Raw genomic sequence first — 25,010 nt, 5'->3', positions numbered from 1 at the left:
AAAAACAATATACAAAAGAAGACCATTCCTCTAACGGGAATGGTCTTTCTTGTGCGCATGCACGTTATGAAATCCTTTTTTCATGCAGCGTTTTTTTTCTGTCAGGAAGGAAATGCGGCAGATGCTTTATTCCCTCAGGCAAGGCGATGCCTACGATGATCAAGCACATCCCGAACCATTGCAGTGACGTAACCTGTTCATGCAAAAAGATGACGGAAACGACCATCGCTGAGGGCAGTTCCGCAGCACAAAGAATCGTTCCAAGGCCGACACCCACTTTGGGCAAACTGACAGCAAAGAAAAAGAAAGGAACTAAAACACCCAATGTGCCGAGCAGCAGACCGTAGTACCATAGGTTCGTTTGGACAAGATTCGTCACAAGTGTGACGGGGTTAGTTGTGAATACAGCAGTCAGCATACCACCTGTTGCAATGAAAAATAGCCGTTTCATTGAAGATTCCCCAACTGCGAATTGAGAGTTGCAATACATATATAGCGCAAAAAGCAAGGCAGACAATAGACCGAACAATACGCCTTTTAGGCTTAGGCCGGATAGAGGCTGACCAAAGATAGCGCCTGCCAATAATGTTCCGATGAAGAGAACGAAAATGGCAATGAGTTTATTTTTATCCGGGCGTCTTTTATTTATGAAACTTTCAATGAGAACGCCTATCCAGGTAAATTGAAATAAAAAGACAACGGCAATGGAAGCGGGAAGCTCGGATACGGAAACGGCATATGCCTTTCCGACGAAAGTGGACATCATGCCCGTGATTAAAAGTAATCCGGCACTCTTCCATGAAACTTTATATTTAAACGAAAAAAGAAATAACAAGGAGACAATCAGCCAACCGACGAGGTATTGACTGCCAACTAGTTCTCCGGATGAATGGCCATCCATGAATCCAAACTTCATCATGGTGGATAATGTGCCATATGAGATCGAACCGATTAAGACCATTATGGAATACTTCAAAAGTTGCATATTTTTCACCCCTGTAAAAATAAAAATCGCCACCTGCCAAAAAGGCAAGTGACGAACGAAAAAAGGAAATCCTTTTAAAATTCCGTCTCTCAACAAAAGCTGAGTTTAAAAAAATGTTTGTGTTACATTACCTTAGCTTAAAGTCTTTGTGAATATTTGTCAACCAGAAAAATAAGTTAAGCCTGCAGGTCTATCTTTAAGCTAAAGGCAGTGTGGAAAACCCCAGAAGAGGCGAATATGCCGAATGGGGTGACGTTCTTCAATCGCCATTTTGCCGGAAGTCTTCCAATGTACCACGGTATTCCTTGTCTTTCATTTTGCGAAGATTAGGCTTTTTTTCTGCAGTTGGCTCATCATTTGGCTTTTGATTGTGAAGCTTGGAAAGTGCCAAACGATAATCCTGATCTTTCATTTTCAATTCATCATTGTCTGCTGGGGAGATGATTTCGGTAACGGAATCATCAGCCGAAGAGAAAGCGGACTCTTCCAACGAGTTCTCTTCCTCGACACCCGGCGGCTTACCTTCAGGGGATAAGGCTTTGATATTGTATGTGATCAAGCCCGTAACCGCTAATATGGCAACGATGATAATTAGAATTATGCCCATTGAATCAAGCCTCCTAGAGCTCGTTTATGAATGAACGGGTGACATGGGCAACCCGTTTTCCTAATGCCTCTCCAAGCTGCAAGTCATTTTTGGTGATGTTGTCATCCACACCGGGCGGACAGCTTATTCCTACTCCATAGTAGGAGCCATATAAGGCGTTTTCCGGGACAGTGCCGGGCAAGCCAACAATGATCATGCCTTGATGAAGCATAGGGGTGATTAAGTTCAGCATGGTAGCCTCGAGTCCGCCATGTACGGTGGCCGTCGTACAGAACACAGCACCCACTTTATTGATCAGCGCACCTTCCGCCCATAGATACCCAAGTTTATCGATCCATGTTTTCAAACTCGAACTGATGGTGCCGAAATGACCGGGACAGCCCCAAATGATGGCATCCATTTCCTGGAGCTTATAAACATCCGCCTCGTTCACATGGTCAATGAGAACCTCAGCGCCGGGGACCGCGGCGGCCCCTTGAGCTATTGATTCGGCAAGTGCTTTCGTATGGTTGCCTTCACTGTCGTAAACAACATAGATCTTCATTTTTATTCCCCCATTTAATTAAACCGATTTTTTTACTGGTGAAGGAAGCAAAGGTACATCCAAGTGTTCTTGTTTAGCTTTTTTCATTGCTTTGTCCTTCCGAACGTCACGTAAAAACAGTGAAAGAACGATACCGGCAATTGCAAAGCCTGTTGCCCAAAAGAATGCATCATTGATTCCCATCACATTTGCTTGACCCTGGATTTGTGAAGAAATCAGCGACATGGCAGTTTCCTGTGCCTGTTCACTAGTTTGATTCATCGAACTCATGATGGATTGAACGATTGTTTGGAAATTCTGAACAAAACCGGGATCACTCGTGCTCATTTCCGTTCCTAAAGCAGTTCCATGGAAAGATGCACGGGTTGTATAAATGGTTGTGACGAAGCTCGTACCAATGGCTCCGGTCACTTGTTTAAGCGTATTGCTCATTGCCGTACCATGTGTATTCAAATGCTTGGGAAGCTGATTCATCCCAGCAGTCATGATCGGCATCATCAGTAAAGACATTCCAAGTGCGCGGATGGCATAGATGATGACCAAAGTCGAATAGGTAGTTTCCGTAGTCAATTTAGCGAACTCAAAGGTTGTGACGGCAGTAATCGCTAAACCAATTAGTGCTAATGGACGAGGTCCGATTTTGTCAAATAATGCTCCTGAAATGGGTGACATCACCATCATCACAAGGGCTCCGGGTAACATCAATAGGCCGGATTGAACTGGTGTGAAGCCTCTTAATGTCTGCAAATATATAGGCAATAAGAATATCCCGGTAAACATGGCCACTGTGACGATGGCGGAAATGATATTCGATAATACGAACATGTCATACTTAAATACACGGAAGTCGAGCATAGGTGTTTCCGATTTAAGCTGTTGAACCACAAAAAGCGTCAAAAGGATCAGCCCGATGATGATCGTTCCCAGAACGATGGGATCCGTCCAGCCTTTGGAACCCGCTTCACTGACACCGTATAGTAAGGATGCAACTCCCAGCAAGGAAAGAGACGCACCCAACAAATCCAATTTGATTTTCTTTGGTTCTGCTACATTACGCATACTTAAAAAGGCGAGTGTCATGACTATCATGCCTAATGGCACCATTGCGTAGAACATGACCCGCCAGCTATATTCCTGAATGACCCAACCAGATAAAGTCGGGCCGATTGCAGGGGCAAACATAATGGCAAGTCCAAAGATTCCCATGCCTTTCCCGCGCATTTCCGGAGGGAAGATGAAAAGAATGATCGTCATGACCAATGGCTGCAGGATCCCGCCGCCAGCCGCCTGAATCAGCCTGCCTGTAAGGATGACGGGGAAATTGGGTGCGATGCCGCAGATGAATGTCCCGATGGTGAATAAAAACATGGCAGCAAGGAATAAAATGCGCGTGCCAAACCGTTCAATTAAAAAAGCGGACAGTGGGATCAAGGCTCCATTCACGAGCATGAATCCAGTTGATAACCATTGAATCGTAGTCGCAGCTACATTGAATTCTGCCATCATCCTGGGCATGGCGACACTAAGCAGGGTTTGATTCAAAATGACCATGAACAAACCTAGCATTAAGATAATTAACATGGGGGCAAACTGCTTCATTCCCTTGTTTTCATTTACTGTGATGGTTTGAGAAGCCATTTAAAGAAAAGCCTCCTTTCTGTATAACTGTGTAGCCATTTTATTTAGTTGAAATTTTCACTTCTGCGTTCATTCCAGGCAGAACTTTATCGGATGGTGCTTTGATGGAAATTTTAACTGGTACTTTTTGAGTGACTTTCGTATAGTTTCCGCTGCTGTTTTGATTGCCCATCACTGAAAAGACGGACGTTGTAGCATAACCGATCTGTTCCAATGTACCTTCGAAGACAGTATCGGGATCTCCATCGATGATAATATCTACGCTGTCACCTTTTTCGATATCCTTTAATTTATTTTCTTCAATATTAGCCGTTATGGACAGATCATCCATATTGATTGTCTGAGCCAGCGTTTGACCCGCTTGAACAAGCTGCTCATCATGCACTTGTGTTTTAACGATAGTACCCTGTGCTGCGGTTTTTACCGCTTCTTTTCCATCTAAAGTGGTTACATTGGCAACATTGTCATCCTTACTTACACTGTCTCCTTCATGTAAGTCCCAATCTGCTAATTTACCGGCAGCGGGGGCAACGATGGTATATAGCTCTCCTGAAACCTTCGCTTCATCCGTTTTAATGAAATTCGTGCTTTCATAATAGTAATAAGCCCCACCGGCTAATACCGCTATGATAATAACCAAACCAATGACATTGATTAAAACTAAACGTCCTCTATTCACTTGTTTCGCCTCCAAAAAATATTGATGATGTATTCCTTTTTTCGATACTGTTCACTAGCCAGAAATGACAACGCCTCCTATTCTAATGTTTATTTGTTAAATTAAATAAATATTAACTTTTATAAGTATTAATATTATTAAGTAAAGAGTTTACCAGTTTAATTATTTTTTGTCATGTAATTTATTCGGAAAAATGGTGGGAAATAAATACAGAGAAATAGTAAAAATTTGAATTTTTTTTAGTTTTAAGGATATATGGAAAGTAAAGTTGACATTGGAATGCCATTTAATTAAATTTAAGAGGTAGGATTGTCCTATATAAGGAGTGAGAAGGCTGGAATTTAAATGGGAAGTAACTAATAGTATAGAAATGCAGATTTTTCGGATTAGGAAGAAGCTTAGGGCCATCGTAGCAAAAAATCTTCAGCCTTATGGATTAACATCGCCTCAGTTTTTCATATTATTGATATTGAAAAAAGAGGGGTCGATCAAATCGACTCAGCTGGCTGACTTCTTAACCGTAAAGCCAAGTGCGATTACCGTATTTGTAGATAAGTTGGTCGAAATGGATTATGTAAAAAGGCAGCCCTCTGATAAGGATCGCAGGGTCATCAACCTTGAATTGAAAGAGGCTGGGGAAGCGATTTTGGGGAGAGTCCTTGCGGATCATAACAAATTGATGGGCAAGAACTTCAATTCATTCTCGGAAGACGAGCTGCAGGATCTTTTGAAGAAATTGGATACGATTGAAAAGGCTGCTGATAAGAACCTTTTGGATGATTGAATGAGGTCATGCTCTAAATAGAGACGAAAAAAGACGGTTCCCGGGAACCGTCTTTTTTTAATCTTCTTCATACTGGACAGATATTTCGTTATCTTCCTTATGGAAGGACTGGAAGCTGACGATCAGCTTTTCAAGGTGTTCCAATTGTTCGTCATATTCTATGACTGCAGAAATCAATGGTACAAGGCGGGCAGAGAGGTGGCCTAGGTTATCATGCATTTCGTCCACTTGATTCTGCTGTTCGAAAAAATGGGCGAGCAGCTCTTTACGACTTAAACAATCCTGGTCCCAATCTTCAATCTCCTCGATTGACTTGATTTTTTCGATATGCAGTAATATCAACTGTTCATGCTTGCGGATCAAGGAATCAAGCTGCTGTAAGATGCTCCGTTGGAAATCTTCAGGCATTTGATATACTTCATTCTCGAATTTATGGATTCTCTTCAAGGTTTCAAACGCTTTTTTTGTCGTTATGATCATTTGCCGATAAACGACAAGCTTTCTTGCTTTAGCTACACTGTTCTTCTTGAAATATTCCCGTTCCTCTTTGTACATGGAATAGATATGTTCCAGATCGAGTAACTCCGCCTTCAATCGGCTGATGTCTTTTTTCAATAAAGTATGTTCTGTAGCATGTCTTGTGCTGATCCTGATCCATTTCAAGATGTCTTCGGTTACATCTGTAATGCGTGTATAAAGCTTTGCTTCGTACTTTGGAGGAATGAAAACAAGATTCACGATAAACGAAGAAACGATTCCAAGCAAAACGGAAGAGAGACGAATAAAGGCAAAATTCAGGAATTCCCCTTCCTGGCTTTCCATGATGGCGATGACCGTCACGATGGAAAGGACGATCGTTTTATCCATTTTCAATTTTAAATTGATGGTTATGACAACCATTACGGCAAGACCGATTATAAAAATATCATTTCCGAACAACAAAACGAAGGAGACAGCAACCAATGCGCCAATGATATTTCCTTGAATTTGCTCCAACACCGTTTGATATGAACGGTAAATGGTCGGCTGTATTGCAAAAATTGCAGCAATCCCAGAAAGGACAGGAGCAGGAAGGTTAAGCAGTTCCGAGAGATAAAGCGCTAAAACAATTGCTATTCCTGTTTTGAGAATGCGGGCACCAAACTTCATATATGGGTTAATCCTTTCTTTGTATTGTAATGTAATGGATCGTGGCTCTATTTATATATAGGCTTTTACTTAAAGTTGTATTCTAACTTATTTGTTAGTACTTTACACTAAAATAAGAAGATGTAAACAAAAAGTAATATACAGGATTTTCCTAAGAGTTACAATAGCTAAAATCAAGTTTAATATATAAAGAAACGATAGGCAATTTCTTGATTGCTTTCAAATTTGTTTTTCCATTGTTTGAGAACATTCCAGAGGTATATGACTAGAAAAGGCTGATGCTCGCATTAACGAGCATCAGCCTTTTCTTATATTTTCGGCATCACTCCGTGGAAACAGCAGGGTCCGCCTGTTCTTTAACTGGAACGACCTGAAGGAAGTGCTCTTCAGGCTTTTGAAGAAGTGCCTCTAAAGAGGCCGCTTCTTCGGTTTGGCCATGATCTTTCAATAGGGCTGTGTATTTGCCCAGAAGTTCGGCCACATCCTGCAGGCCTCTTGCGGATAGGGGCTCAATGGAAATCTTTGCCCCTTTCGCAACCCGCTTCTTAATGACCTCTTTGGTTAATCCAGATTCAGGCTGTTGCCGTAAATAAACGACACCGCCTGTCATCCCTGCGCAAATCCATGGACCGGGATCTCCCAGAACCAAACCTCTTCCATTTGTCATATATTCAAAAGCGAATCCCTTAATATTGGAAGTTACCGCAATATTACCGGTTTCCTTTTTAGGAAGCGGTTGTTTCAATAATCCTCCAATGATCATATCCGCCCCGGAAAGCCGGATTCCCGCCCTGGCATCCGCATCACCTTGGGCAATGAGAAGGCCGTGTTGTGCACCGTATCCAAACCCCTTGCCTACAGAGCCATTGTAGAACTTTCCATCTTTTCCTGGAGATTTAAAGATGGAAATATTTCCGCCAATCGATGTTTTGCCGATACCATCCTGGGCACCGCCATTCACGCTGATTGTAATTCCCTCCGTATTGTATGCCCCGAGTCCATTACCCGGGATGGAACCATCCTGGTAGGATAGGTGAACGGGGGGAAGTTTTTTGTATGATCCGTCCAATCTGCCCCTAACGCGGTGACAGGACACCCTGCTGCCGAGAACACGCTGCTCGGAAGTGATCGAGCTATAGCTACGGGATTGCTGCAGATCATCTACATGCGAATCAAGATATTCAGCGCCAACGGCCACCTGCATGGAGCCTTCATTCAAATATGCCGCCGTTTCCTTATGTGAGAACGGTGTTATATCCAAGTTTTTCAATAAATAGGTTAAATCCAATGATTGTTGTCCTTTAACTTGCTGCAGTAAATCAGAACGTCCGACGATATCCTGAAGATTCTTCACCCCGAGTGATCCGGTCAAAGCTTTAAGTTCTTTTGCAAATGCATTGAACATATTCGTTAATCCCTGAACGGCTAAATCAAATTTTCGTGGAACAAAACGGCGCAGCCCGTGTTCTTTCGCCTGTGCTTCCGATTCAATTTGTGTGGCGATGCCCACATGGCAAGTGTCAAGGTGACATCCGCGGCACGTTGTACAGCCGACGGCAATCATCGAAAGGGTCCCAAAGCCTACACGGTTTGCACCAAGCAGCATTACCTTCAATACATCCATCGAGCTTTTTAACCCACCGTCAGCCCAAATTTCAACGTTCTGTCGGATACCTGACTCAAGCAGTGCATTATGGGCCGCTTTCACACCTATCTCAACTGGCAGACCAACATGCGCGAGTGCATGGATCCTGGCAGCACCCGTTCCGCCATCAAAACCGGAAAGCGTTATGATATCTGCCCCCGCTTTTGCGACGCCGACAGCAATCGTACCAATGTTAGGAACGACTGGTACTTTGACGGCAACTTTTGCTTTGTCGTTTGCCGTTTTTAGCTCATGGATCATTTGGGCCAAATCTTCAATTGAGTATATATCATGATTATTGGAAGGGGAGATCAAATCGGAACCGATTGTTGCATTTCGGGCTTCTGCGATTTTCGCTGTGACCTTGGAACCTGGAAGGTGACCGCCTTCACCAGGTTTTGCCCCTTGCCCAATTTTAATTTCCAATAGATTTGAAGAGTTCAATAGTTCTGCATTGACACCGAAACGGCCGGAAGCGATTTGCTGTCCGCGCGATTTCGGGTATTTGCCAAGCATATCCTTTATTTCCCCGCCTTCACCATTCATGCTGATCATGCCTAACCTCTCGGCAGCTTCTGCATAGGCCCGGAAAGCAATCTCATTTTGTGACCCAAAAGACATGGAGGCAATGACGAATGGCAATTCCTGTTCGCCGACCGAAAGACTGACTTCTTCAGAAGGGATGGAAGCATCTGAAGTTTTTAATGATGTCAAGTGGCGGATCGTCGTAGGATTGGATTCTTCCTGCTCGGTGATCTTTTCACGATAAGCATCATAGTCCCCGGTTGAAGCAACTTCCCCGATAGACTTCCAAATCCTTGGGAACAAATGGAAGGTTTTGCCCATCCGTTCTTTTTCATTGCCGTAATCTTCTGCACGCTGGATGGCATCGGCCTTGATTTTATCAAAATTATAGTCCAGATCATTGGATCCGAAGAAGTTAGCCACATTTAAATATTTCGCGATTTCCTCATGTAAACCGATGCTTGAGAAAAGTCTTCCATAGCCGCGAAGCTCATGAATGCCAATGGTGGAGATGACTTTCTCAAGACCTTTCGTCAAGGAGTTATATAGATTGCTAACCCCTTTGAGGTCATCCGAAGATAAGGAAAGGAACATATAATAGGGGCTGATTAAGTTGGCCCCAAGACCATAAGAAACGATGATATCATGCAGTGACCTTAGCGATGCTGAACGTAAAAGTATGGAACAATCACGGCGCTTGCCTGTACGGACCAACGCTTGATCGACGGCTGAGGTTACAAGGTGGGGATCAAGCCAAAGGTTGCCGTTTTGATGGGCAAGGGCGTCATCCAGAACGAGCAGCGTTTTTCCTTCATCCACTGCATTGACACTTTCATCCGTAATCCTGGTCAAGGCATCCGTGATGTTTTCATCCTCTTTGAACGTGCTTGAAATGAAGTGTACGAGTTTTTGATCTTGGTTATATTTAATGAACTGATCATAGCTTGGCTGCGATACGATAGATGAACACTCATAACCCGTTGACCCTTCAATCAATAAGGGAGTCAGCAGCTCCGTAACCTTTCCTGCCTTATTCGCTTCGAAAAGGGAAGGACGTTTTCCGATGATCGTTCTTGTTGAGAAGTGCTCGGTTTCCCGGTCCCGGTCGATCGCAGGGTTGGTTACAACGGCCACACTTTCCTTAATGAAATCAGCAATGTTGGTCCGTTGGGGATTAAGTGCTGCGAGTGGCGCATCATGACCAAGTGAACGAATGGGCTCAGCACCTTTTTCGGCCATCTGTTCCACTAATTGGACATGCTCCCTTTCCCACCCAAAGGCTTTATACTGACCATTATGAATGGCTTGCGTATTTGTCATGGAGACAACCTTTTCAAACACTTGGGGCTGTAAGCGAACTCGGTCATTGGAAAGGACGAAACGATCATTGAAGAGTTCAAATACTTTATCCTGGTAATCCTTGTATGTGTACAATTCAATGCTGTCGCCGTTCCATTTCAAACCGATTTTTTCCCCTGGCCCCATCGGTTTCGGATCTCCGGTATATTCACTGGAAGGGATGATTCCTGGTTCGGAAGTGAACATATAAGATGATTCCGTTTCAATATTCCATAGTGGGCGCAAGCCTAAAGAGTCGACTGAGAACACGGCTTCATCGCCGAAACGGGAGATGATGCCTGCCGGACCTTGTGCAAAATGACCCCATGCTTCCCTTAAATACGTATATAAGTCTTGTAAGTGCTCGGGATATTCCTTGATTTCATTGATGATTGGCGGGAACATAAGATCGACAGCTTCAAATAAAGAGTAGCCATGACGGCAGATGAAAGTTTCGATCGTTTTGTTTAAATCCTGTGAGTCGCTTCCATCTTTAGCGATGGGAACTCCGATCATTTTCGCTTCATCACGCAATTTGGCGATGGTATTGATTTCGCCATTATGTCCAAGTACACTGAAAGGCTGGACCCGGAAGAAGCTTGATAGAGTATTGGTTGAAAAACGATTATGCCCCAGTGTCATGGTGGAGGCAGCCAAAGGGTCGGCAAGATCAAGATAATAGGCAGGGAGCGTATCTCCAGCACCCATCACTTTGTATACCGCATGATGCTGGCTTAAAGATGCAACATGGATGAAATCACTTTTTTCGATGTCGGAAGTCAGCTCAAAAAGAACATTTGAAAGCTCCTGGTTGTTATTGATGGTGGAGGAACAGGCAAATTGCCAGAACACTGGGTCTTCTTGAATGGCAATCGGTCCCAATGCCTCGGAACGGTAGGCTTTATCCGTTTCGAATATCAATGAGAGACCATGCTGGAGCAGTTTCTCCTTGACTTCGATTTTTAAGTCGTTAGCTTCTGTTTTTTTGCTTAAAAATAAATGGCCGACAATGAAGGTATCTTGATCGACGATGCTTGAATCGACATTTACCGCTTCAAGCTTCTTTTTCCAAAGAGCACGGGGAATATCGATATGGATGCCGGCGCCATCGCCCTCACCATTGATGAAGCCGCAGCGATGGTTCATTTTAACCAGGGCGTCGATACAGGCAAAGATGTTTTCGTTAGTAGGGATCTTCTTTTTTTCGATGCAGGAAACGATACCGCAGGCATCATGTTCTTCCTTGTGAAATTCTTTGAATGTAGCAGGTGTCCATTGTTGGGTCATATATGTGGCTTGAATAAGGTTACCCTTATCCGCTGCCTTTCACCTCCTGTAGCATATGTTTAATGGGGGAAATATTAGTAAACCCGAACAATAGTCCAAGTTTTGATAGATTGAAAGAAAGTGTATAAATGTATATAAATGTATCCATATCATATCATTTAAATATTCAGAAATCAATTTTTTATACAATGGACTGGATGCTGTGATTGGCGGGATTTTTGTGAGGAGTGGCTTCAAATGCCAATATTAAAGATTTATTACAGGGAAATAAGAAACCCTCAAGATTGATGTACATCCTGAGGGTGTATAAAAAATGCATAATTATGCTGATTCGATTTATTATATTAGGTTTTTGAATGCATGTTCAACCGCTTTTAGAGTATAAGCGATATCATCATCCGTGTGAGCAATCGTCAAGAACCAGGCTTCGTATTTGGAAGGTGCCAAATTGATTCCCTGGTTTAGCATGAGTTTGAAGAACTTAGCGAACATTTCGCCATCCGTATTTTCCGCCTGCTCATAGTTTTCAATTTTTTCTGTCGTGAAATAGATCGTCAACGCCCCTTTAAGGCGGTTGATGGTGATCGGTACATTATATTGGCGGGCTGCTTTCAGGATACCTTCTTCAAGGATTTTCCCCAGCCGGTCCAGCTCGTCATACAGCCCCTCTTCTTTAAGTACTTCTAAGCAAGCTATCCCGGAAAGCATGGAAGCCGGATTTCCTGCCATCGTACCCGCTTGATAGGCCGGTCCCAGCGGTGCGACAGAATCCATGATCTCTTTTTTACCGCCATAGGCACCAATAGGAAGCCCGCCCCCGATGATTTTACCAAGCGCGGTCAAATCGGGTTGAATTCCCAAAAAGTCCTGTGCCCCTCCGTACATGAAGCGGAACGCTGTGATGACCTCGTCGAAAATGACTAGTGATCCGGCTTCGTGAGATAATGAAATGACATCTTCCAAAAAGCCGGGGCTTGGCTCCACGATTCCGAAGTTGCCGACGATCGGTTCAACCAGCACGCCAGCAATTTCATTACCCCATTTATCCAGTGCTTCTTTAAATGGCTCAATATCATTGAAAGGCACCGTGATGACTTCTTGTGCGATGCTTTTGGGAACGCCGGCAGAGTCCGGTGTTCCTAAAGTGGACGGGCCAGAGCCTGCAGCGACGAGAACAAGGTCGGAATGTCCATGGTAACAGCCTGCAAACTTGATGATCTTATCGCGTCCTGTGTAAGCGCGGGCAACGCGGATGGTGGACATGACGGACTCGGTTCCTGAATTGGTGAAGCGGACTTTATCCATGGATGGTATGGCTTCTTTCAACATTTTGGCAAATTTGACTTCATGTTTGGTCGGTGTGCCGTATAAAACGCCCGTTTCTGCTGCTTTAACGATCGCCTCCGTAATATGTGGATGCGCATGACCTGTGATGATCGGGCCATATGCAGCTAAGTAATCGATATATTTATTGCCATCAACATCCCAGAAATAAGCACCTTTGGCATGATCCATCGCAACGGGTGAACCGCCGCCTACAGCTTTGTAGGAACGAGATGGGCTGTTAACCCCGCCAACGATATGTTCCAATGCCTCTTTATGTAAAAGCTCCGAATTACTAAAATCCAATCTTAAAACCTCCTAAAAATATAAACATATTTCCCCTTAATCATAGCACTTTTTCGTCCGTAAATCTGGGGTCGAAAACTGGGAAATGTGATTCATTCACTGATGGAAGAGCTGCAGCCTTATAAGCATCAGGGTTCCGGGCCATCATTCTGTATGGGAAATAGGGTCGGATTTCAAAACTCCTGTTATGAAAGTAAGAATGGCCAAGATGGTGTCAGGGTTTTCGATGTCGAAGGATTGGCGGTTCATTTCGCCCTGGGCTTGGTAATAGATTAGCTGGCCGGTCCCTTTCTCTTCATTAATGAGGAGGTGGAAACTGATGGGTGTGCTTTCGATGGACCCGCTGGAATCCCTTTGGATGACCTGGCATAATAATTCACCGTACTCATCTTCATAAAGGAAGTCATATCGAAGGTCGAAAACGACTTTTTCAATTTGGGATAGTAATAATTTTTTGATATTCATAGCATACTCGTCTCCTTTATATAAGTATCTGGTACAACGGCCATTTCCTCCCTGAAAATGGTATATGGCATCCAAGCATTTTTATTGTCTAAAAAGGTTGGTTTGGATAAACTAATTCATTAGGACAAGAGATTACGGAGGATGTAACAGGATGAGTGATGCAATTCAAGTGAAACAGCTTCGGAAGGAATTTAAGTCGGCATCAAGCCGTTCAGGGCTAAAGGGTGCCTTCCGGGATTTACTTACCAGAAATTATAAGGTCGTCCCTGCCGTCAATGATATCAATTTTACTGTAAAAAAGGGTGAGATGGTAGCTTATATCGGGGAAAATGGTGCAGGGAAATCGACCACGATCAAAATGCTGACAGGTATTTTGGAACCGACAGCAGGTGAAATCACGGTCAATGGCATGAATCCGCATAAAGAAAGGGAAAAGTTCACCCAGACAATCGGAGTCGTATTCGGTCAGCGCTCACAGCTTTGGTGGGATATTGCGGTTCAAGAATCGTTTAGGCTGTTAAAAAAGGTCTATAAGGTAACGGATGAACAATATAACGATCATATGGAACATGTCATCAAGACGCTTGATATCGGTCCTTTGCTGGACAAACCAGTGCGTAAACTCTCGCTTGGTCAGCGAATGCGCTGTGAGCTTGCGGCAGCTTTGATCCACAATCCGCCTTTGCTGTTCCTGGATGAGCCGACAATTGGACTTGATGTGCTCGTGAAAATGAAGATTCGTGAGTTCCTGAAAGAAATCAATGAGAAATATAATACGACAATCCTTTTGACTACACATGATCTAGGAGACATTGAAGCATTATGTGAGCGTGTAATCATGCTTGATGAAGGACAAATCATCTATGATGGGGAATTGCAGAGTTTGAAAGATAACTGGGCTGAGGAAAAACAGATTCATTTTCAATTCATCGAGCCGATCGCATTGAAGGAATTACAATCATTAGCGCTCCCATTTACCGCTAACTGGGTTTATGATGAGAAAAATCAAACTTACATTGCCTTGTTGAAAGAAGAAAGTGATCATATTTCACAGCTTGTTTCAGCTGTCGTATCTCATTTTAAAATAAAAGACATCAAAATCCATGAAACGTCCATTGAAGAGATCGTTCGCAATATTTACGAAGAAGGCACTGTCTGACTCTCTTATCAATAAGAAACAACGTGTCTATCAAGAAGGGGGAGGGCCATGGGGAAGTATCTTGCCATGATCCGCATGCGTTTTTTAATGATGCTTGCGTATCGAACGGATTATTATACCGGCATTTTAATTTATAGCATTAATATCGGTGCTTATTATTTCTTATGGAATGCGATATATGGAGAAAAAAGCTCCATCGAAGGACTTTCAAGCATGCAGATGACAACCTATGTCGCGGTTGCATGGATGGCGCGCGCTTTTTATTTCAATAATATTGACCGCGAAATCGCCACTGAGATTAAAGACGGCAAGGTTGCCATTGAGATGATCCGGCCTTATAACTATTTAGGCATGAAAACGATGCAAGGACTTGGGGAAGGGATATTCCGTTTCTTCTTCTTCTCAATTCCGGGGATGCTGCTGGTAGCTTTCATTTTTCCTATCGAATTGCCGCACGAGACGGCTACGTGGGGGATGTTCGGCATTTCCTTGCTGTTCAGCTTCATCATCAATACACAAATTAACTTATTGACGGGAATCACTACCTTTTTCTTATATAATAATGCCGGATTAATCCGCGCTAAAAGGGTTATCATTGATTTATTTTCCGGCCTGCTGCTGCCCATCAGTTTCTATCCTATATGGGCACAGGAAGTGATGAAATATTTACCCTTTCAAGGGATCAGCTATGTACCAAGCATGATTTTTACGAACGGGTACAGTTCAGGCGAAATTGGCATGGCGCTTTTACAGCAGTTAATTTGGTGCATCATTCTCATAATACCGATTCAGCTTTTATGGATAGTCGCAAAAAAACAGCTGATTATTCAAGGAGGTTGACGGGATGTTTTATGTATCGATGTTTTTTCAATACGTGAGTCAATATATGAAAACAAGACTGCAATATAGAGCCGATTTCTTCATGGAAATCCTATCTGACCTGCTGAATCAGGTCGTGAATCTGGTATTTATCTTAGTCGTTTTTGGACATACCCAATTTTTAAGCGGCTGGAGCCGTGAAGAAATCATATTCATTTATGGATTTTTCCTTATCCCATTCGCCCTTTTTTCAGCCTTTTTCAACATCTGGGATTTTAATGACCGCTATATCGTCAAAGGTGAAATGGACCGGATATTAACAAGACCGATACATAGCCTGTTTCAAGTCATTTTAGAAAGAATCGAGCTTGAAGCGTTATTTGGTGTTGTGACCGGTTTGATCATTATATTCTATTCGGGGATTTCATTGGATCTGCAGCTTGCGTGGTATGACCCGATTCTTTTCATCATTTTTGCAATAGGCGGGGCCCTTGCTTATGCAGCCATATTCGTTGCGATAGCAAGCATTGGTTTCTGGTCGGATGCGAAAACATCCATCATGCCAATGATGTACAATATCGGGAACTATGGGCGCTATCCTGTTGATATTTATAATAAGGTCATTCGTTTTGTCCTTACATGGGTGCTGCCATTCGCGTTTGTTGGTGTCTATCCGGCATCTTATTTCCTTAGAAAAGAAGAGTGGTATGCATATGCATTTGCCACACCTGTAATTGGGGTAGCCTTTTTCATGATATCCGTATTCATATGGAATCAGGGAGTGAAGAGGTACCGCGGTGCAGGGAACTGAAAGAAACCCCTTCAACAGCATTCATGTTGAAGGGGTTTTTGTTTATTTGCGTTTATTCTTTCTTTCAATATATCATGCTTGTGCTTGAACATATAGCTGCTTTTCCACTTCGGTTTCCGGAATGACCTGTGGTACGTTTGTCGGCTTACCGTCTTCATCAATGGCCAGCATCGTTAAAAAAGCACGGGCCGTAAGCTGTTTCTCACCTGTTAATAGGTTTTCGCGCTCCACTTTAACGAATACCTCCATTGATGTGCGATGGGCACAGGTGACATAAGCTTCAAGGTTGATCGCATCCCCCGTCTTGATGGGGGCCAAAAAATCAAAAGAGTCGCTTGAAGCAGTCACAACGGGTTTTCGACAATGGCGCATAGCTGAAATGCAGGCTATTTTATCAACATAGGCCATTACTTTTCCGCCAAAGATGGTATTGTGATGATTTGTATCCGGTGGAAAAACAAGGTCGGTTAAAAAAGTCCGTGACTGCTGTGTTGGGTGGGCAGCGTGCTTTTCAATCATTTGCCGGTTGGTTTAGCTAACAGGTTTTCACGGACGATTTTTGCTGCTTCGACCATGTTTTTCAGGGATGCGACGGTTTCCGGGATACCCCTTGTTTTCAGTCCGCAGTCAGGATTGATCCAAAACTGGTCTTTATCCAATACCTTGATCCCACGTTCGATCATATCGACCATTTCTTCCACTGCCGGCACACGCGGGCTGTGAATGTCATATACACCCAGACCAATACCTTTTTCATATGTTTTTTCCTCGAATGCGGAAGCAAGCTCCCCATGACTGCGGGATGTTTCGATGGAAATTACATCGGCGTCCAGGGAGGAGATGACATCCATGAAACTGTTGAAGTCGCAATAGCACATATGCGTATGAATTTGGGTTGTATCCTCCACGCTTGATGTCGATATCAAGAACGAATTCACAGCCCAGTTCAAATATTCGTCGCGATCGCTTTTTTTCAATGGCAGACCTTCTCTAAGTGCAGGCTCATCGACCTGAATCATTTTGATTCCAGCGGATTCCAATGCAATGACTTCTTTTTCCAAAGCGAGTGCCAGCTGATAGCATACATTCTTCCTGGAAATATCATCACGGACAAATGACCAGTTCAAAATCGTAACAGGACCTGTAAGCATTCCCTTTACCGTCTTCTTCGTCAGTGATTGTGCGTATACACTTTCCCTGACTGTCATCGGTTCGATGAAATGGATGTCGCCGTAGATGACTGGCGGTTTCACACAGCGGGATCCATAGGATTGTACCCACCCCTTTTCTAAAAAGACGAATCCACCTAACTTATGGCCGAAGTATTCAACCATATCCGTTCGTTCGAATTCCCCATGAACAAGGACATCCAAACCGATTTCTTCTTGGATTTCGATCCACCTGCCGATTTCTTCGTTAACAAATGTTTCATATTGCGAAGCGGTCCATTCTCCTCTTTTGAATTTCCCGCGTGCTTGTTTAACATCAAATGTCTGCGGAAAGCTGCCGATCGTAGTCGAAGGAAGAAAAGGCAATTTGAAAAATGCCTGTTGTTTTTGGTAACGCTCTTTAAATGGAAGCTTACGGCCGGCGGTCCTGGTTTTAACCTTTTCGACATTGGATTGTACAGTTCCGTGATTCCGGGCATTTGAACTGGCTAACGTTTGAAGCGTGAATTTATTAGCATCGACTTTTTCGGCGATTGCTTCAAAGCCTTGATTATTCCCTTTGACCAAGAGTGTGATTTCCTCGAGTTTCTCATCAGCGAAAGCAAGGGCCTCTTTCACTTCGTTTGATAGGGCGGTTTCATTACGAACGGTCACTGGCACATGAAGCAAGGAACAAGAGGGCTGAAGCCAGATTCGGTCTTCGGCTACCATTGTCTTAAGAGTCTCGATCAATTGGATTTTTTTCGATAAATCAGAAAGCCAAATGTTTTTTCCGTCAATCACACCTGCAGCAAGCACTTTGTCCTTCGGAAAGCCGAATGATTCCAGGTTGCTTAGATTCCTCCCTTTGTCATGTACAAAATCAAGACCGATTCCTTGGACTTGTAATTCGATGACTTCCTGGTAATGTTCCACGGCATCAAAGTATGTTTGTAGCATGATGTTCAGGTTTGGTGCTGCTTCATTCAGTTTTTCATAGAGGTAAGTAACAGTTTGCATATCTTCTTTGGAAATCGATGAAACAAGTGAAGGTTCGTCCATTTGAACCCACTTCACGCCTTCTTGCTCCAACTCCCGGAGGATTTGCGTGTATAGGGGAAGCAGGCTCAGGATGATGCCAGGGATATCTTGTTTTTTGAAGCCTTTGGAAAGGGAGATGAAAGTATAAGGACCGATCAACACGGGCTTTGTTTCAATTCCTAGCTTTTCCTTGGCTTCCCGATATGCTGCAAGTGGTTTATTTTCCGTTAACGTCAGCTGTGGCACCTTTAATTCAGGGACAATATAGTGATAGTTCGTATTGAACCATTTCGTCATTTCGGAAGCGACTTCATCATTGTTTCCGCGAGCCATTGAATAATAAACGGAAAGGGGAACGCTTCCGCTTTCATAGGCTGAATAACGTTCAGGAACAAGACCGAACATTACGGACATATCGAGCATTTGATCATAGAAAGTGAAGTCGTTGACAGGAATGATATCGATGCCTCGTTTCTTCTGTTTTTGTAAGTTGCCTAAACGGATGGCTTTTAGTTGTGCCGTAAATTCTGCTTCATCGATTTTACCGGACCAGTAAGCTTCCAATGTACGTTTCCATTCACGATCTTCCCCGATTCGAGGGTAACCCAAACTACTGCTTTTCAATATTCCCATCCTCCTATATTCATTTAATTGAGCAATAAAAAAAGCATTCCTAACCGTCAAAAGAGATGGTTAGAAATGCTTAAAATAAAGAGGCATGCAAAATGCCCCCTTACAATTATAAGGTCCCTAACACCTCCCTATCTCCCGTAGGTTAAAACAGTGTTGTCGAAATAGGCAGGTCTCCTGACTTAGGGATTAACATTAGCGGCGGGCCTTCCCGATCCGTTGATCAGTGGCATATTGGATGGCGCTAACACTCCCATTACAGTGGCGGGACCGTGCCGGAATTACACCGGACTTCCCTTTTAATCCTAAATTAAAATTAGGAACCTATTTCCACATATGAAATTTGACAAAACCTGCCTTGATAACTGTTTGCAGGTTAAAAATTTATAAAATAAAAACTATTATAAAAATTTAGACAATCTTAACATATCCGACCAAAAGGGTCAACATGGAAAAAAGATTCAGGAAAAGTATCCGGTTATAAGGTGTGTGGGTGATAAGGATGAGGTCTGTTCCTAAAAAAGAATATATTGTTTGGACAGGGAGTATGTATAGAGGAAGTGGCGTTTTGAAATGGGGCGTGGGGGATGACTTTCTACATCTTGATTGCAGGAATCATTTTTTGCATGGTGATGAGCATTCGTACGTTATTTCTTGTTGAGTCGGGAGGAAAGAAGTTTTCTCTGGAGGATATGCTGTGGCTTGGCAATTTATATGCGACGATATTAGTTGGATTTGCACTGATTTATTTATTATACGAACTTCAGAATCATTCGGTGATTCTTGATATGGGCAATCGATTGGATGGCACTTTCTATGAACAGTTGAAGACTTCTTTTTATTTTAGTGCGATGACGATGTTTTCTGTAGGGTATGGAGATATAGCCCCGATTGGCATGGGCAGGATGATAGCTACGATTCAGGCTTTCATCGGTTATACACTGCCGGCAGCGTTCGTGATCCGGACGGTGATCGATTTGGAGCACAAAGATAGGAAGGATAAATGAAAGTTGTGTTTCTTTCGATTATTGGGTACTCTTACCATAATGAAAGAAATGGAGGGTTCAATATGACTGTTAAAATTGGAGAAAAAGCACCTGATTTCAAGCTCCCTGCAAACAATGGTGAAATGGTGTCCCTATCGGATTTTAAGGGAAAATATATTGTTTTATATTTTTATCCAAAAGACATGACGCCAGGTTGCACGACGGAGGCCTGTGATTTCCGGGACCATAATGAGCAATTTGAGGAATTGAACGCGGTCATCATAGGAATCAGCCCAGACCCAGCTGCACGTCATGAAAAATTCATCGAAAAACATGGATTGCCTTTTCTGCTGCTGGCTGATGAAAATCATGAAGCGGCTGAATCATTTGATGTGTGGCAATTGAAAAAGAACTTCGGCAAGGAGTATATGGGCATTGAACGTTCAACTTTCCTGATTGATAAGGCTGGTATGGTAGTCAAAGAATGGCGTAAAGTAAAGGTCAAAGGCCATGTCGAAGAAGCTCTTCAAACTCTTCGCGACCTCGAAAAATAAGGGACAGGCAGATGAAGGATGAGCGAATAACGAAGCTTGCAGCCAGGCTGATTCATCATTCGATACAATTACAGCCAAAAGAGAGAATCCTCATACGGGGGAATATCAATACGAAACCATTATTGAAAGAGCTGATTGATGAAATATACAGAGTGGGTGCTTATCCATATGTAGAACTCGAAGACGATGAAATAAGCCGCCACCTGTTACAAGGGAATGTAAAGGAACAACTTGACACCTCTTCGCAATGGGCCATGAAGAAATATAATGATATCGATGCGGTAATCATCATCACCGGGGAAGAAAACGATGTGGAAATGACCGATGTTCCCATCGAGAGGCACCGTCTTCAAGGGGAGGCTATGAATTCCCCCACTCTTTTCTATGTAAACAACCGACGTTGGGTCTTGCTTAATTATCCCACCAACGCATCAGCGCAAAAAGCCGGCATGACCTTCGACAGGTACGAAGATTTTCTTTTGAATGTATGCAACATGGATTACGGGAAAATGGAGACGGCCTTGAAACCGTTAAAACAATTGATGGAACGAACTGACAAAGTCAGGATCGTTTCGCCAGGAACAGATTTGACCTTTTCCATCAAAGGTATGCCGGCCGTCATATGTGCCGGAAAAAAGAATTTACCTGATGGGGAAGTGTTTACGGCACCCATAAAAGATAGTCTCAATGGTAGGATATCCTTCAACACACCAACAACCTATGAAGGATTCACCTTTAGTGACATAGAATTAAACTTGGAAAAGGGAAAAATCATTAAAGCTACTTCCAATCGTGACTCTGAAATGAACCAAATTCTGAATATTGATGAAGGGTCCCGGTTTATCGGGGAGTTCGCAATTGGGATCAATCCATACATATTGGAACCTATGGATGATATCTTGTTCGATGAGAAAATAAGCGGAAGTCTGCACTTGGCTCTTGGACTTGCCTATGAAGAAGCGGATAATGGAAACCGATCATCGATTCATTGGGATATGGTCTTGATCCAGCGTCCCGAATATGGGGGTGGTGACATCTTCTTTGACGACGTCCTGATAAGAAGGGATGGCTTTTTCATTTTGCCGGAATTAGATGCATTAAACCCAAATTCCTTAAAATAAAGCCTTTTTTAATAAGGCTAAGGCTTTTGTCCAACTCAAAAAGGGGACACCTGAATATGCTTTATTAAGGGAATACCTCCTCAGAGAAAGTTGCGCGGGACACATAGAGCCCGTGTTTTTTTATGTTAATTAAAAGGGAGAGGTGAACATGTTAATACTTTCAACTGTCATTCCGAATGAAGGCATCCAAAAGAAGATGACGGAAGCTTTTCCTGACTTGAGCTTCATTTATCAAAAAGGATGGACGGATGGGCCGCTTCGTGAAGCGGAAATCTTAATTACATATGGTGAAGACTTAACTGAAGAAATCATTGGGAAAGCTACGAACTTGAAATGGATCATGGTCATGAGTGCAGGGATGGAATTAATGCCATTTAAAGCCATAGAGGAAAGGGGCATTCTGGTGACGAATGCTAGAGGCATTCATAAAATACCGATGGCAGAGTATACGATAGGGATGCTTTTGCAATATGAAAAGAAATTGAAACTGCTTATGAAGAATGAAAAGGAAGAACTGTGGGATAGAAAGATTGAAGTAGGGGAATTGAACGGCAAGACGATGCTCGTTATTGGCGTGGGTGCAATTGGAGGGGAAGTGGCTCGTCTTGGGAAAGCCTTTCGGATGAAGACGATAGGAGTGAACCGGAGCGGGAAGCCAGTGGAATCCATCGATCACCTTTATGCCCTGGATAATTTATTGGAAGCCATACCGGGAGCCGATTATATCGTATCCGTCCTGCCAAGTACGGATGAAACGAAGGGCCTTCTGCAAAAAGAACACTTTGAAGCAATGAAAGAAACTGCAGTATTCGTGAATATTGGCCGCGGCGACCTGATTAACGATGAAATGTTGATCGAAGCCCTGGATGCCGGGGAATTATCTCATGCCATCTTGGATGTATTTGATCCGGAACCTTTAGGAAAAGGGCATCCGTTTTGGAGGATGGAGAATGTTACAGTCACTCCGCATCTTTCAAGTAAAAGCGGAGAATATTTACCAAGAACCTTTGCCATATTCGAAAAAAATATGCGTGAATACCTGAAAGCTGGAAAAGACTTCACCAATGTAATCGACTTATCCAGGGGATACTAAACTCAATGCAAAAATGGGAAAGATTCAATGTGCTCATGAATAAACTAAAAAAGAATGGTTAAGCCATTGAATTATTGACAAATTCAACGCATAAAAGGTACACTATTTATAAACATTATAATTTAAGAATGCATACTTAATGAGAAAAAGAGGTGGATGACGGTGTCTGAAGTTCAGTTAAAAGAAGCGTTGGATTCCTTAAAAGATACCGGTGTAAGAATAACTCCTCAACGCCATGCGATACTTGAGTATTTGATAAGCTCCATGTCCCACCCTACCGCTGATGATATATATAAAGCGCTGGAAGGCAAGTTTCCTAATATGAGTGTGGCAACGGTTTATAACAACCTGCGTGTGTTCCGTGAGGTAGGTTTGGTGAAAGAACTTACGTATGGTGATTCTTCGGCAAGGTTTGATTTTGTGACGACGAATCATTATCATGTAATTTGCCAAACTTGCGGGAAAATTGTGGATTTCGATTATCCTGCATTGGATGAAGTCGAGCATTTCGCAGCACAAGTCACCGGTTTCAATGTTAGTCACCATCGGATGGAAATCTACGGCGACTGTACGGATTGTGCGAAAAAAGAATCGCATTAAAAAAAGTTCCTCCACTTGGTTGGAACTTTTTTTCATGTTATGAAGAAATGATACAATTGTTAAAGACTTCTTTAAAGGGAATTCAGCTAGCCGAATTCCTTTAGTCATGCAGGCTTTTCCGGTTATATTTTTCGTTGAATTCTTCGCCTTCCAACTTTTTGTCAAGTGTCAATGGTTCTTCACAATGCATGCAAATATCTACACGCCCTAGTATTTTTGTAGGTTTGCCGCAGTTAGGACAGACAACCTGGATCGATTTTGTGGAAAGCATTCCAATCCAAAAATAAACCCCTGTACTTGCGATTATGAATAAAAGGCCCAGCCCCATGAAAATCGTCATGACAACAGGATGCGTTTTGAAGAAAAGCCCAAGGTACATTACGATGAAGCCAATGAAAATCAAACTCAAAGCAAAAGTACGTATTTTATTGATTTTGCTAGAATATTTAGCCATGGATTGTCCCTCCTAAAATATAACTTTAACTATAACATAAACAGCGGATGGAACAAAAAAGAAATAAAGGATACATATTACTTTTGAATTGAGATGGTTTGGGGTAAGGGAGATAAGCAGGAATTTGAAGAGTTTTGTCGAAAGTCTAAAAAAAAAGGTTTTGGAGGAATTTATGATGGAAGATATCCTTCGCCCGATTTATCAAGAGCGAGCAAGTTTAAAATCTACACTTGGAATCTTGTTAATAGAAAAAAGGGATGATAATAGCCCGATTACCGATACATTTGACTACATCCTTTTTGTGATTGCAGACGAAGCCGAAGAGGCCGTGTTTTTAAAGCATTACACTTACCGGGATAAAAAGGCAGCCTTGCATATCGTACAGGAAGACCAGTTAAAAGAATGGCTTCTATTAGGTACGAACCGCAAAGTGGTTGACTGGATATATAACGGGAAGGTTCTTTTTGACCGGAATGAATATTTGGACCGTTTGAAAACAGAAATCCGGGAGTTCCCCTTCTATGGAAGGAAGTTAAAGATGGGGATGGAGTTTGCAAAGTTAATTCGCAGGTACATGGATGGGAAAAGCTTCTTTGAAAAAGGCCATTATCTGGAGGCATACAACCATATCGTTCATTCCTTGCATCACTTGGCCCGTTTGGAAATAATAGAACAAGGTTTTTATCCGGAGGTTACGGTCTGGAACCAAGTGAAGCATATGGAACCTGAGATCTATAAGTTATATAAAGAATTGATCAGCAGCGAGGAAACACTCGAAAAAAGATTGGAGCTTCTTTTCCTTGCGAGCGAATTTCTTATTTATTCGAGGACGAATGCAGGTTCACAGCATTTGATAGAAATAATGGGGACGAAAGAAGATCCGTGGACGATTGCGGAGCTTATGGAGCATCCGGAAGTTAAGTTTTATTCAGTCGACCTGGGTGTTTTATTGGAATATTTGATAGAGAAGAAGGTTATCGACGTCATCAAGGCGGAGACAAAAGGTCACGAGGTATATCACCGGTTTTATCGGGTATCAAAAAACTTTTAAAAAAATGCATTTTTATTGTTGACCAATAGTAATATAGGTGTTATATTAATACATGTCGCTGCGGGACATCAGCTTTCGCAGCTTCATCAAAACAAAAAAATAAAAAAACATGTTGACAACAATGTTGAAGACATGATAAGATGTAAAAGTCGCTTACGAAGTAAACGACAACGAAATTGCTCTTTGAAAACTGAACAAAACAAAGCGCCAACGTTAAATTTTAAGTGAGCACACACTATCAAAAAAGCAAATGAGCAAGTCAAACATT

The 25,010-nt window shown here is 42.7% G+C and carries 22 protein-coding genes and 1 riboswitch; of the genes, 10 read left to right on the top strand and 12 right to left on the bottom strand.

The genetic code is table 11. The features are described 5' to 3' along the window. Positions 1–64 precede the first annotated feature (64 nt). The 5 genes from ACIROD_RS23420 to ACIROD_RS23400 form a co-directional block, all read right to left on the bottom strand. On the bottom strand, positions 65–985 hold the full coding sequence (locus ACIROD_RS23420; RefSeq protein ID WP_402944842.1) for an EamA family transporter: 921 nt from the start codon (positions 983–985) through the stop codon (positions 65–67). A 259-nt stretch (positions 986–1,244) separates the two neighbouring features. Beyond that, positions 1,245–1,592, bottom strand: a complete 348-nt coding sequence (locus tag ACIROD_RS23415; protein WP_101225960.1) for a hypothetical protein — start codon at positions 1,590–1,592, stop codon at positions 1,245–1,247. 13 nt (positions 1,593–1,605) lie between these two features. Then, positions 1,606–2,136 (bottom strand): NAD(P)H-dependent oxidoreductase, encoded by a 531-nt coding sequence (locus ACIROD_RS23410; RefSeq protein WP_063234827.1) that lies wholly within the window; start codon positions 2,134–2,136, stop codon positions 1,606–1,608. 18 nt (positions 2,137–2,154) lie between these two features. Further along, positions 2,155–3,774 (bottom strand): DHA2 family efflux MFS transporter permease subunit, encoded by a 1,620-nt coding sequence (locus ACIROD_RS23405; protein ID WP_101225962.1) that lies wholly within the window; start codon positions 3,772–3,774, stop codon positions 2,155–2,157. 40 nt (positions 3,775–3,814) lie between these two features. Beyond that, positions 3,815–4,453 carry a biotin/lipoyl-containing protein gene (locus tag ACIROD_RS23400; protein ID WP_101225963.1) on the bottom strand — a complete coding sequence of 213 codons (639 nt, stop codon included), beginning with the start codon at positions 4,451–4,453 and terminating at the stop codon, positions 3,815–3,817. Positions 4,454–4,823: 370 nt separating this feature from the next. Between ACIROD_RS23400 and ACIROD_RS23395 the strand changes: the two genes are divergently transcribed. Next, positions 4,824–5,237 (top strand): MarR family winged helix-turn-helix transcriptional regulator, encoded by a 414-nt coding sequence (locus ACIROD_RS23395; protein WP_048678312.1) that lies wholly within the window; start codon positions 4,824–4,826, stop codon positions 5,235–5,237. A 57-nt stretch (positions 5,238–5,294) separates the two neighbouring features. Here the strand turns inward: ACIROD_RS23395 and ACIROD_RS23390 are convergent, their stop codons facing one another. The 4 genes from ACIROD_RS23390 to ACIROD_RS23375 all read right to left on the bottom strand — a co-directional run bounded on the left by ACIROD_RS23390 (position 5,295) and on the right by ACIROD_RS23375 (position 13,275). Next, positions 5,295–6,386, bottom strand: coding sequence for an FUSC family protein (locus ACIROD_RS23390; RefSeq protein WP_101225964.1), 1,092 nt, complete (start codon positions 6,384–6,386; stop codon positions 5,295–5,297). 322 nt (positions 6,387–6,708) lie between these two features. Then, the gene (locus ACIROD_RS23385) at positions 6,709–11,181 is read right to left on the bottom strand and encodes a glutamate synthase-related protein (protein WP_101225965.1); all 4,473 of its coding nucleotides are present in this window, start codon (positions 11,179–11,181) and stop codon (positions 6,709–6,711) included. Between the two features lie 339 nt (positions 11,182–11,520). Then, positions 11,521–12,810, bottom strand: coding sequence for a glutamate-1-semialdehyde 2,1-aminomutase (locus ACIROD_RS23380; RefSeq protein ID WP_101225966.1), 1,290 nt, complete (start codon positions 12,808–12,810; stop codon positions 11,521–11,523). A gap of 144 nt (positions 12,811–12,954) precedes the next feature. Continuing rightward, positions 12,955–13,275 carry a hypothetical protein gene (locus ACIROD_RS23375; protein WP_101225967.1) on the bottom strand — a complete coding sequence of 107 codons (321 nt, stop codon included), beginning with the start codon at positions 13,273–13,275 and terminating at the stop codon, positions 12,955–12,957. A gap of 151 nt (positions 13,276–13,426) precedes the next feature. Between ACIROD_RS23375 and ACIROD_RS23370 the strand changes: the two genes are divergently transcribed. The 3 genes from ACIROD_RS23370 to ACIROD_RS23360 are packed head-to-tail and all read left to right on the top strand — an operon-like array spanning position 13,427 to position 16,064. After that, entirely contained in the window at positions 13,427–14,434 is a 1,008-nt protein-coding gene (locus ACIROD_RS23370; protein WP_034305344.1) for an ABC transporter ATP-binding protein, read from the top strand. 48 nt (positions 14,435–14,482) lie between these two features. Continuing rightward, positions 14,483–15,274: an ABC transporter permease gene (locus ACIROD_RS23365; protein WP_402944834.1), complete on the top strand. Its 792-nt coding sequence runs from the start codon at positions 14,483–14,485 to the stop codon at positions 15,272–15,274. Between the two features lie 4 nt (positions 15,275–15,278). Next, the gene (locus ACIROD_RS23360; protein WP_101225968.1) at positions 15,279–16,064 is read left to right on the top strand and encodes an ABC transporter permease; all 786 of its coding nucleotides are present in this window, start codon (positions 15,279–15,281) and stop codon (positions 16,062–16,064) included. 72 nt (positions 16,065–16,136) lie between these two features. Here the strand turns inward: ACIROD_RS23360 and ACIROD_RS23355 are convergent, their stop codons facing one another. Further along, positions 16,137–16,583, bottom strand: coding sequence for an acyl-CoA thioesterase (locus tag ACIROD_RS23355; protein ID WP_402944831.1), 447 nt, complete (start codon positions 16,581–16,583; stop codon positions 16,137–16,139). Beyond that, positions 16,580–18,886, bottom strand: a complete 2,307-nt coding sequence (gene metE, locus ACIROD_RS23350; protein WP_402944829.1) for a 5-methyltetrahydropteroyltriglutamate--homocysteine S-methyltransferase — start codon at positions 18,884–18,886, stop codon at positions 16,580–16,582. The genes ACIROD_RS23355 and metE overlap by 4 nt, the downstream gene beginning before the upstream one ends. A 147-nt stretch (positions 18,887–19,033) precedes the next feature. Continuing rightward, positions 19,034–19,226: riboswitch (cobalamin riboswitch) on the bottom strand. A gap of 244 nt (positions 19,227–19,470) precedes the next feature. Between metE and ACIROD_RS23345 the strand changes: the two genes are divergently transcribed. The 5 genes from ACIROD_RS23345 to perR all read left to right on the top strand — a co-directional run bounded on the left by ACIROD_RS23345 (position 19,471) and on the right by perR (position 23,237). Next, positions 19,471–19,890: a potassium channel family protein gene (locus ACIROD_RS23345; protein ID WP_101225970.1), complete on the top strand. Its 420-nt coding sequence runs from the start codon at positions 19,471–19,473 to the stop codon at positions 19,888–19,890. 62 nt (positions 19,891–19,952) lie between these two features. After that, on the top strand, positions 19,953–20,423 hold the full coding sequence (gene bcp, locus ACIROD_RS23340; protein WP_402944826.1) for a thioredoxin-dependent thiol peroxidase: 471 nt from the start codon (positions 19,953–19,955) through the stop codon (positions 20,421–20,423). Positions 20,424–20,434: 11 nt separating this feature from the next. Beyond that, the gene (locus ACIROD_RS23335; protein ID WP_402944823.1) at positions 20,435–21,544 is read left to right on the top strand and encodes an aminopeptidase; all 1,110 of its coding nucleotides are present in this window, start codon (positions 20,435–20,437) and stop codon (positions 21,542–21,544) included. Positions 21,545–21,692: 148 nt separating this feature from the next. Beyond that, entirely contained in the window at positions 21,693–22,637 is a 945-nt protein-coding gene (locus tag ACIROD_RS23330) for a D-2-hydroxyacid dehydrogenase (protein ID WP_402944820.1), read from the top strand. A gap of 156 nt (positions 22,638–22,793) precedes the next feature. Continuing rightward, complete coding sequence (perR, locus tag ACIROD_RS23325; RefSeq protein ID WP_076371177.1) at positions 22,794–23,237, top strand: peroxide-responsive transcriptional repressor PerR; 444 nt, start codon at positions 22,794–22,796, stop codon at positions 23,235–23,237. A 100-nt stretch (positions 23,238–23,337) separates the two neighbouring features. Here perR and ACIROD_RS23320 read toward each other — a convergent pair whose 3' ends face one another. Further along, positions 23,338–23,691, bottom strand: a complete 354-nt coding sequence (locus ACIROD_RS23320) for a YgzB family protein (RefSeq protein WP_101225973.1) — start codon at positions 23,689–23,691, stop codon at positions 23,338–23,340. Between the two features lie 175 nt (positions 23,692–23,866). Between ACIROD_RS23320 and ACIROD_RS23315 the strand changes: the two genes are divergently transcribed. After that, a complete protein-coding gene (locus ACIROD_RS23315) occupies positions 23,867–24,742 on the top strand; it encodes a nucleotidyltransferase-like protein (protein ID WP_101225974.1) in 876 nt (291 codons plus the stop codon). Positions 24,743–25,010: the final 268 nt, after the last annotated feature.

Source organism: Peribacillus sp. NPDC101481 (assembly GCF_044767165.1).
In the GTDB taxonomy this organism is placed as follows: domain Bacteria; phylum Bacillota; class Bacilli; order Bacillales; family DSM-1321; genus Peribacillus.
Note: the sequence above shows the minus strand (reverse complement) of the source record. Positions and strands in the feature narration are given on the sequence as shown.